This is a genomic window from Amycolatopsis sp. NPDC059021 (assembly GCF_042739895.1).
Lineage (GTDB): Bacteria > Actinomycetota > Actinomycetes > Mycobacteriales > Pseudonocardiaceae > Amycolatopsis.
Genome location: NZ_JBHYIQ010000001.1, coordinates 175,881 through 185,683, shown reverse-complemented (window position 1 = coordinate 185,683; position 9,803 = coordinate 175,881). Strand labels below are relative to the sequence as shown.

The 9,803-nt window shown below is 72.4% G+C and carries 7 protein-coding genes; all 7 read right to left on the bottom strand.

Features of this window, described 5'->3' with window-relative positions:
* Nucleotides 1–202: hypothetical protein (locus ACFWX1_RS00735; RefSeq protein ID WP_378382697.1), on the bottom strand; the 202-nt coding region annotated here is incomplete at its 3' end.
* 41 nt (nucleotides 203–243) lie between these two features.
* Nucleotides 244–1,140: an SDR family NAD(P)-dependent oxidoreductase gene (locus tag ACFWX1_RS00730; RefSeq protein ID WP_378382696.1), complete on the bottom strand. Its 897-nt coding sequence runs from the start codon at nucleotides 1,138–1,140 to the stop codon at nucleotides 244–246.
* A 16-nt stretch (nucleotides 1,141–1,156) separates the two neighbouring features.
* Nucleotides 1,157–2,347 (bottom strand): glycosyltransferase, encoded by a 1,191-nt coding sequence (locus ACFWX1_RS00725; RefSeq protein ID WP_378382695.1) that lies wholly within the window; start codon nucleotides 2,345–2,347, stop codon nucleotides 1,157–1,159.
* Complete coding sequence (locus ACFWX1_RS00720) at nucleotides 2,347–3,147, bottom strand: alpha/beta fold hydrolase (protein ID WP_378382694.1); 801 nt, start codon at nucleotides 3,145–3,147, stop codon at nucleotides 2,347–2,349. The genes ACFWX1_RS00725 and ACFWX1_RS00720 overlap by 1 nt, the downstream gene beginning before the upstream one ends.
* Complete coding sequence (locus ACFWX1_RS00715) at nucleotides 3,144–3,467, bottom strand: acyl carrier protein (RefSeq protein ID WP_378382693.1); 324 nt, start codon at nucleotides 3,465–3,467, stop codon at nucleotides 3,144–3,146. The genes ACFWX1_RS00720 and ACFWX1_RS00715 overlap by 4 nt, the downstream gene beginning before the upstream one ends.
* Nucleotides 3,464–7,771: a beta-ketoacyl synthase N-terminal-like domain-containing protein gene (locus ACFWX1_RS00710; RefSeq protein ID WP_378382742.1), complete on the bottom strand. Its 4,308-nt coding sequence runs from the start codon at nucleotides 7,769–7,771 to the stop codon at nucleotides 3,464–3,466. The genes ACFWX1_RS00715 and ACFWX1_RS00710 overlap by 4 nt, the downstream gene beginning before the upstream one ends.
* A 28-nt stretch (nucleotides 7,772–7,799) precedes the next feature.
* The coding region (locus tag ACFWX1_RS00705; RefSeq protein ID WP_378382692.1) for an SDR family NAD(P)-dependent oxidoreductase at nucleotides 7,800–9,803 on the bottom strand (2,004 nt) is incomplete at its 5' end.

Below are 9,803 nucleotides of genomic sequence, written 5' to 3'. Positions count from 1 at the left end.
GGTCGGCGTTCACACCCCCGCCCGGGGGCCGGCCGCCGCGAGTCCCGCCGCGCTTGGGGGGCCGCGGGGCCCCCCCCATCGTCTGGTCCAGCGCCGCGAGCAGCATGCCGAGCATGACCGCGGCGAACACCGCGTTGACCCGTTTGCGGCTCAGCTCCGGCGGCGCGGTGTCCTGCCGTCCGCTGTCCACGGTCGTCGTCATCGCACCCTCCCGGCTGTCCGGCCTTCAACGTATTGGCCGGGTCAGCTCCGCTCCACTGTGGATTGATCACCTGATGCGGTGAACCCGCCCAGGAACCAGCGCTCCGGCGGCGGTGGTTCGAGCGCCGCGGCGAGTTCGCCCGCCACCGCGTCCGCGATGTCTTCGACGTCCCAGACGTCCCGGCGCAGCACCGGCGCCTTGACCGCGGGCTGCCGGACGACGTGCAGATGCCCGTCGGCGAGCCGGAGCACCTGGCCGTTCAACGCCGCCGAAAGGTCGCTGAGCAGGTACGTGACCAGCGGTGCGACCAGGTCCGGTGTCAGCGCGGGGTTCCCGTGCAGGCGCGCGTTGGGGCTCTCCCGCATCATCCGCGTCCACGCGATCGGGCACACCGCGTTCACGCGGACGCCGTGCTCGCCGACGTCGGCCGCCCACGAGTAGGTCAGCGAGGCGACCGCGCCCTTCGACGCCGAATACGCGGCGGCCCCGCGCTGGCCGATCATCGACCCGGACGTCAGGTTCACGACCGCCCCGGATCGCCGGGCGACCATCCGCTTCAACGCGGCGGAACCGCAGTACAGCGGTCCGAGGACGTTCGTCTCGACGAGTGCGCGGGTCCGGTCCGCGTCGTCGTCCTCCCACGGCTTGACGTGATAGTTCACCGCCGCGTTGTTGACCAGGCCGTCGATCCCGCCGAACTCGCTCACACAGCGTTCGATCAGTGAAGACGCATATGCCGCATCGGAAACATCTCCGGCATCCGCGACCGCTTGTCCCCCTGCCGCCCTGATGTCTTCGGCGGTCTCCTCGGCTGACTCCGCGTCGATGTCGTTGACGACGACCGCGGCCCCGGCCGCCGCCGCGTGCCGCGCGAACGCCTTTCCCAAGCCCTGCCCCGCCCCGGTGACCACCACGGATCGTCCGTCCAGAACTCCCATGGTCCCAGTGTGGCGCTCAGCGCGGGAGGCTGCCGGATTCCCGCGCCGGGCGGCTGAGGCGCTCCAGTGCCAGTTGCTCGAGATGACCCGCCGCGGCGCGTGTGCCCCCGGCGGTACGGAAGGATCGCCCGATCGCCTCGGCGGCGCGCCGATAGCCGGGCTCGGTCAGGACCTTCCCGACCGCGTCCGCGATGCGCCCGGCGTCCGAGCGGCCGAACCGCAACCGGACGCCCGCCCCGGCGTCGGCGACCTGCCCGGCCACGATCGGCTGATCGTCGCGGATCGGGGCGACCACCAGCGGGACGCCGTGCCACAGCGCCTCGCAGACGGTGTTGTGCCCGGCGTGGCACACCACGGCGTCCATCCGAGCCAGCAACGGGAGCTGCGGGATTTCCCGGCGTACCAAGACATTCTCCGGCGTCGGCCCCAGCACGCCGCCGGGATCCACGATCACCGCGCGCCGGTCCGTGCCGTCGAACGCCCCGGCGGCCGCGGTGAGGAATCCCGCCGCGGCGTCGGCGTTCGCGGTCCCGAGCGTGACGAGCACGGTGGGCACCTCCGCGTCGAGCCACGCCCACGGGAAGTCCGTTGTGGACGGACGAGCCGTGATCGACGGGCCGACCAGCCACACCGCGGGCGGCAGTTCGGCGGCGCCGAGCAGCCGTCGGGTGGTGAACGCGAGGACGCCGTGCGGGGAGAAGCGCGGATCCGCCGTGCCCCGGCCGCCCGCGATCCGCGCCCGCAGCCCGGTGAGCAGTTCGTCGACCCAGGCGGCCACCTTGGGCATCCCGGCCAGCGGGTCGATCAGTTCGGCCGACGTCGTCGCCGAGGTCGCCCACGACAGCCCGCGCGCGTCGGCGATCAGCCCGCCGGCCAGCGCCTGCTGATCGGCGACCACGACGTGCGGACCGAACGTGTCGATCGCGGCGTGCACACCGGGTGCCATCGCGTCGGCCAGCGGGATCAGGAAGTCCTCCCACAGGAACCGCAGCGCGGCGGGGCCTTTCAGATCCGGGGTCCGCACGGGTCCGGTCTCGGGGATCGCGCAGCCGAAGATCTCCGCGCCGGGCCCGGCGAGCTTGCGCAGCACCGTTTCGTGCCCCGCCCAGGCCACGTGATGGCCGCGCGCGGCCAGTTCCGCGGCGACCCCGGCGGCCGGGTTGACGTGCCCGGTCAGGGGCGGGACGACGAAGAGGAACCGGGCCACTAGGCCTGCACCGCCGCCCGGCTCCGGCTGGTCTCGTGGATCCACTCGAGAATCGCGTCGATCGTTTCCGCGGTGCGTTCCACGAGCACCGAGTGTCCCTGATCCGGCAGCACCAGCGTCCGGCAGTGCGTCAGGCTCGCTTCGAGCTGCGGGACCTGTTCCGACAGCCCCGAGTCGCCGCCGAACACGGCCAGCACCGGGCACCGCACGGCCGAAAGGTCCGGATCGATGGTGCTGCTGTGCGGGATGTCCTCGGCCATCGTCGTGGCCTGGAGGATCTTGTTCGCCGCCTTCGAAAGCCGGGCGGTGTGCGCGCCGTGGTTCGCCGCGATCCAGTCGAACGCGCCCTCGACGGCGAGCCGGTTCTTCGCGTCCGCCAGGCCGTCGGCCATGTGCCGGGTCCACACCGGCGTCGGCGGTTCGGCCTCGATCGCGATGACGCTGGCGACGCGGTCCGGCCGGGCGGCGGCGAGCCCGTACGCGACCGAGCCGCCGAACGAGTTGCCCACGACGTGCACCGGGCGCGTGATGCCGAGCGCGTCGAGCAGCGCGTCCAGATCGTCCACGAACTGTTCGAGCCGGTAGCCGGACGCGGGCCGGGTGGTACGGCCGTGCCCGCGCAGGTCGTACATGACCACGTCGATCCCCCGCTCCGCGAACGCGGGCCCGAGCGTGAAGTAGTAGCTGGCAAGGCTGTCGGTCAGCAATCCGTGGACGCACACCAGGATCGGCGCCTCGGTATCGGGCGGGGACAGCCGCTGGACGTGGACGTCCAGCTCGCCCGCGCGGACCTTGCTCACGAGGTTGCCGCCGCGCGGAGCGACGTCACGATATACCGGACGAGTTCGCCGACGGTCAGCGCGATGATCTCCTCCAGATCGCGTTCGGCGATGAACGTCGCGAAGTTGACCCGCTCGCCGTAGTGCTCGCGCAGCTGGCCGGAGAGCGCGACGAGGTCGACGCTCTCCAGTTCGAGATCGTCGTGGAACGTGGTGTCCATCGTGATCTCGGCGTCGTCCAGCCCGTACTCGTCCAGCAGCCCGCGCAGCATGGTGGCGAGGTCCGCCAGCACGGTCGCCTCTTCCGCGGCCGTCTCCGGACGCGCCGTCTCGATGCTCACAGCTCTGTCTCCTTCTCTTCTTCCGTCCAAGCCACGACATACGCGCGCGGCGCGTGCTCGATGTCGCGGCAGCGCACCAGGTAATCCCGCCCGCCCGCACGAACCGTCAACCGCTCCGGCCCGGCTTCGACGACCTCGAAGTCCCGCGGTTCGCCACGCAGTCCGGTGCCACGGAGCTTCGCGACGGCTTCCTTCGCGGTCCAGAACCGCGCGAACCAGCGGTCGGGGGCGTCCGCGGACACCTCGTCGAAGAGCACCCGCTCCTCGTCGCCGAACGCCACCGCCAGTGTGGACGCGGCTTTCGGCGCGACCTCCTCGACGTCGATCCCGCATGGCCACGGCCGCGCGATCGCCACGCCGACGTCGCCGCGATGCGCCAGCGACACCGTGAGGTCCGGCAGCGTCCGCCCGTAGGCGCCGGTCACGAACGGGCGCCCCGCGCTGTCGTTGCCGACCCGCAGTTCCGCCGGGAAGATCTCGCCAGCGCCCTCATCCCACAAGCTGTTATCCCACAAAAAGTGCCTGACGGCGTCCTTCACCGCGATCCGCCCGAGCAGCCACTGCCGCCTGCCGCGCGGCGGATGCGCCTCGTAGGCCTCGCGTTCGGCTCCCGCCAGCATGTTGCGCATGATCAGGTCGCGGGTGGCCAGGTCCGGCCACTGCTCGCGGACCAGCGCCCAGCCCTCCGGCCGTGCCTGTGAAAGCGTGTACCGCTCCGGCCTGCGGTCCACCCGGCGGATCGCCGGGTTGCTGTCGAAGCGCCGGTCGCGCCAGCCGGTGAACTCGGCCCACACCTGTCCTTTGTGGACGAGCTGCATATCCGCCTCGAGTTCGGTATCGGTGACGTTCGTGATGCGCACCAGGCACTCCAGCCGCTCCCCCGGCGCGGGATGCGGGCCGTGGAACCGGATCTCGCGCATCCCGACCGGGAACACCGTGCTCCGTTCGGGCAGCCGCGACATGATCCAGTAGCCCAGTACCTGGCCGACGTTGTCCAGCAGCGCGCCGGGCGCCGCCGGTGTCGTCAGCACCGCGCGGACATGCTTCTCCCCGGCTGCGATCAGCTCCTGCACGCCCTGGAACCCGGGGCCGTGGAACATCCAGCGCTCGCTGTACAACTCGGCCGCGGTCAGCTCCGGCTCGCTCTCCTCGGACGCCGCGAACCGCCACGGCTCCGGCGCGCGCCGCGCGTAGTCCGGCGCGAGTTCGACAACGGCCTGCGAATACCCCTCCAACGATGCGAGCACCCGGTCACGGCCTTGCGGCACCACGCGGACCGGGACCGTCACCGCGGGGATCGCGGTGATCCACTGCGTGAGCCGCACGTCGTGCACGGCCACGGCGTGCCGTCCGGGCACCGCCTGCTCGGCGAAGCCCATGAGGTGCTCGATCACCGTCGTCGCCGGGACCACCGGCCACCGATCGGCGGGTTCGGCCCGCTCGGGCTGCCGGAAGAAGCAGTGGTCGAGCAGGTAGGGCATGGTGTCGATCGACACGGTGAGCGTGGTCCGCAACTCCCGGGGCGCGACCACGCGCCGCCGTGCCGGTCGCGCGCCGCGCTGGGCGAGCACGTCCGTCGCCAGCGCGGCGGTGTCCTTGAGCAACGCGGAGAATTCGGCGGCGAGCGGGCCGTGCGCGGCCAGCGTGTCGAGACCATCCACAGTGGACTCCGTACGCGCGGGCGCGGTGAACCGGGCCCGGGTCCGGTCGTCCAGCGAGACCAGCTTGCCGCCCAGGTCCAGTTTCACCGCCTTGCCCCGGCGGACGACCGCCCGGCCGCCGGGCAACGCACTCGTATCGACGTCCAGGCCGTCGGCCCACAACGCGGTGGCGACGCGCCGCAGCTGTGCGAGCCCGTCACGCTGCGGCGAATGTGCCGACACCGCGAGGTGTTCGCGGCCGTGCAGGGTGTCGTCGATCAGCGAGCCGAGCTGCCCGGCGCCGACCTGGACGAACCCGCGGAAGCCCGCCGCGTACATCTCCTCGATCAGCGGCCGGAATCGCACGGGTTCCAGCAGATGACGGACGAACAGGTCCCGCACCGCCACCGTGTCGGCAGGGTACGGCGCCACCGTGGTGGCCGACCACACCGGCAGCCGGGCCGGATTCAGGCTCAGCCGCTCCGCGCCGTCCCGGATCGGGTCGAGGTACGGCCGCAGCATCGGCGTGTGGAACCCGGACCGGAAGGGCAGCACCTGCGCGAGCACACCCTGGTCGCGGAACCGGCCGGCCAGCTCGGCGACCTCGGGCTCCGGCCCGCAGATCATCGCCTGGTTCGGCGCGTTGTCGTGGGAGAGCACGACGTCCTCGCGTCCGTCCAGTTCGGACAGTACCCGCGGCGCGGGCGCGCCGATCGCGGCGAAGGCGAGACCGGGGACCACCAGCGCGTCCGGGTCGAATCCGGCGAGGAACGCGTCGACCTCGTCCTCGGCGTGGATCCCGGCCGCCGCCATCGCCGTCCATTCGCCGAGGCTGTGCCCGGCCAGCGCGTCCGGGGTCACGCCGAGCCGTACCAGCGCGGCGTGCAGCAGCCTGCCGAGCCCGAACACCGCGGCGCCGTGCCTGCCGATGTCGCCGATCTCGACGTCCGCCTGCTGCCACGACAGTCCGAAATGCCGTGCGACATCAGCGCAGTTCGGCGTGAACTCGGCCTCCAGTCCTGGAAAGACGAACGCGAGTTTTCCGCTGCGCAGCAAGGGGTGCGGCGCGAACCAGACGTCGTTGCGGCCGCTGAGGCCCTTGCCCCGTGCGACCGCTTTCCGTGCCAGCGCGAGACGTTTCGCCGTCGGATCGACGATGCCGAGCCGTACCGGCCCCTCCCCGCTCTCGCGGGCGAGGACGTCCTGGTCGGCGCCGTCGAGGAGCGCCGCCATCTCGTCCACTGTGGACGCGGCGAGCCGCACGACCCGTTCGGGCTCGCGCACCGACACGACCGGGGCAGCGCTGTCCGGCGCCTGTTCGAGTACGACGTGGGCGTTGATCCCGCCGAACCCGAACGCGTTGACGCCCGCGCGGCGCACGCCGTCGCCCTCCCACGGTCGCGCCGCGTCGAGCGGGACGAACCGGGTCCGCGCGAGATCCGGATGCGGATCGTCGCAGTGCAGCGTCGGCGGCAGGACGCCGTGGTGCACGGCCAGCGCGGCCTTGATCAGCCCGGCGATCCCGGCGGCGGGCATGGTGTGCCCGATCATCGACTTGACCGACCCGATCACCGCGGTGTCCCCCGGCGTGCCGAAAACCTCGGCCAGCGTGGCGAGTTCGGCCGCGTCGCCGGCCGGGGTCGCGGTGCCGTGTGCCTCCAGCAGGCCCAGCGCGCCCGGCCGGGCGGGGTCGAGACCGGCGGCCTCCCACGCCTGCCGGACCGCGCGGACCTGGCCGCCGGTGTCGGGATTCGCGAGACTCGCGGTGCGGCCGTCGCTCGCCACTCCGGTCCCGGTGATCACCGCGTAGATTCGGTCCCCGTCGCGTTCGGCGTCGGCGAGCCGCTTCAGGACGACGACGCCGGTGCCCTCACCGATCAGCACGCCGTCCGCGTCGCGGTGGAACGGCCGGATGCGTTCACTCGGCGACAACGCGCCGAGCTGGTTGAACACGCTCCAGAACGTCACATCGTGACAGTGATGGACTCCGCCGGCCAGCACGACGTCGCACCGTCCACTATGGAGTTCTCGGATCGCGTGGTCGACGGCGATGAGCGACGACGCGCACGCGGCGTCCACTGTGTACGCCGGGCCGCGCAGGTCGAGCCGGTTGGCCAGCCGCGACGCGGCCAGGTTCGGCACGAGCCCGATCGCGGACTCCGGCGCCTCCGGGCCGAGCCGGGCGGTGAACGCTTCCCGGACCTCATCGAGCCGGTCGGCGCCGAGCTCGGGCAGTAGCTCGCTCAGGGTGTGGACCAGCTGGGTGGCCGTGCGGACGCGCTGATCGAGCCGCACCAGGCCGGGAGTGAGGTAACCGCCGCGGCCGAGGATCACCCCCGCCTTCGCCCGTTCGCCGGGCAGCCGCTCCGGGCCGCCCGCGTCGGCGATGGCCTCGGCGGCGACCCGCAACGCGATCAGCTGGTCGGGTTCGGTCGCGGGCACGGAGTTCGGCATGATCCCGAATCCCGTGACGTCCACTTCGGCCAGTTCGTCGACGAAACCGCCGCGCCTGCAGTAGATCCGGTCCGCCCGCGACGGCTCGTCCGGGGCGTAGTGGACCGCGTCCCAGCGCTCCGCCGGGACGGTGGTGATGGCATCGACACCACCGGCGAGGTTCCGCCAGTAGGTGCCGAGGTCGGGGGCGCCGGGCAGCAGCACCGACATCCCCACGATCGCGACCGGGTCCGGCACGTCACCACCCCGAAGCGGTGTAGACGACCGACGCGGCGTCGGCCGGGCCCCACGCCAGCTCACGCAGGAGGCTCATGGTGCCTTCCTCCGGGTCGATCAGCTCGATCCCGCGCCGGGCGTAGTCCCGCATCAGTTCCGGCGTGACCATGCCGTCGTGCGTGCCGGTCGGCGCCCACGGTCCCCAGTGGACGGTCACCGCCCTGCCGGAAACCGGCCAGCGGCGGCCGAAACTCTCCAGCGCGTCGTTCGCGGCGGCGTAGTCGGACTGGCCCCTGTTGCCCAGCGTCGCCGCGATACTCCCGAACAACGCCACGAACCGCGGCGGAGCGGGGAGTTCGGCGGTCGCGTCGAGCAACGCCTGCGCGCCGTCGACCTTCGTGCCGAACACCCGCTCGAACGACTCCGGCGGCTTCTCGGCGATGAGCTTGTCTTCGATGACGCCTGCCGCGTACACGATGCCGTCGAGCCTGCCGTGTTCGGCGTGGATCTCCTTGATCGCGCGGTGCACGGCCTCGGTGTCCCGCATGTCGACCGACTGGTAACGCACCGGCGCGCCCAGTTCGGCCAGCGTCCGCAGCGTGCTCCGCACCTCGCGCTCACCGAGAATCCGCGACACCGAACGCTCGATCTCGGCGGGCACCCGCTGTCCACTCGCGATCAGCGCGGCACGGATTTCCTTGGCGTCACGAGCGTTCGCGAACGCCGGGTCCTCCTCGGCGGGCGGCACCGGGGTGCGGCCGAGCAGCTCGAACCGGCACCGGGCCGCCGCGGCCAGCGTCGTCGCGAACCGGGCCGTGATGCCCTTGGCCCCGCCGACGAGCAGGACGACGGAGTCCCGGCCGAGGCCGATCGCCTCGGCCTCCGCCGCGCCGTCGCCCGCCGGACCGGCGCCGGTGCTGCCGAGCAGGCCGAGCGGCTCTTCGGTCATCCGCAGGCCGCGGCGGGTGTCGCCGTCCCGCAGCACCACCGGTTCACGGTCCACAGTGGTCAGTTCCGCGACGAGCCCGGCCGCGACCTCGTCGATGTCCGTGCCCGCCGGGTGTTCGACCACCCTCGCGACGGTGTCCGGATATTCCCGCGACACCGACCGGAAGAATCCACGCAAACCTGGCCGGGGCCCGGCGGCGAGCAGCCAGCGCGGTCCGGCCGCGAGCACGGTGCGGTAGGGCTCGAACGCCTCCGGGAGCACCGGATCCGCGTGCACCACCCCATCGAAGGTCTGCCCGGTGGGCACCGCGGTGGCGAGGACCGCGTCGGCGCCGAGCCCGGTGAGGCGCGCGGCCACCGCGTCGGCCAGCTCGCCGTCGCCCAGCACCAGGAACCGGGACCCGGCCACGTCCACGACGGCGGGTTCCAGCTCGAACGGCGTCATCACCAGGCGTTTCGGCGCGACGATGACCGGTGGCTCTTCGCCGGGCTTCTCGGGTTCCGTCGGCGCGGCGGGCTGCTCGCCGTCGATCAGGTCCGCGATACCCGCCGCCGTCCGGGCCTTGGCCAGCTCTTCGACGTCGAAGTCCGCAGTGGACAGTCCCAGCCTGCTCGCCAGTTCTCCGGCGATCTCGGCGCGCTTGATCGAATCCACGCTCAAGTCGGCTTCGAGATCCAGGCCCGGCTCGATCATCTCGGCCGGATACCCGGTCCGCTCCCCGATCACCTCGACCACCACCGCCAGCACGGACCTGCCCGGCTCGGCAGCCGGAACCGATGGCGCGGCAGGCGCGCGGCCACCGATCAGTTCGGCGATCCCCGCCGCGGTCCGCGCCTTCGACAACTCCTCGACGTCCAGATCCGCACCGGACAGCCCCAGCCGCGACGCCAGCTCCCCCGCGATTTCCGCGCGCTTGATCGAATCCACGCTCAGATCGGCTTCCAGATCCAAGCCCGGCTCGATCATCTCCGCCGGATAGCCCGTCCGCTCCCCGATCACCTCGACCACCACCGCCAGCACCGGCCGGTCCGGCTCGGGCGCCGAAGGCGTGGGAGCTGGAGGCGTGGGAGCCGGTTC

Bases quoted from the DNA above. Each gene is read 5' to 3' on its own strand.
- ACFWX1_RS00730 (WP_378382696.1), bottom strand. From the start codon at position 1,140: ATGGGAGTTCTGGACGGACGATCCGTGGTGGTCACCGGGGCGGGGCAG.
- ACFWX1_RS00710 (WP_378382742.1), bottom strand. From the start codon at position 7,771: ATGTCGGTGCTGCTGCCCGGCGCCCCCGACCTCGGCACCTACTGGCGG.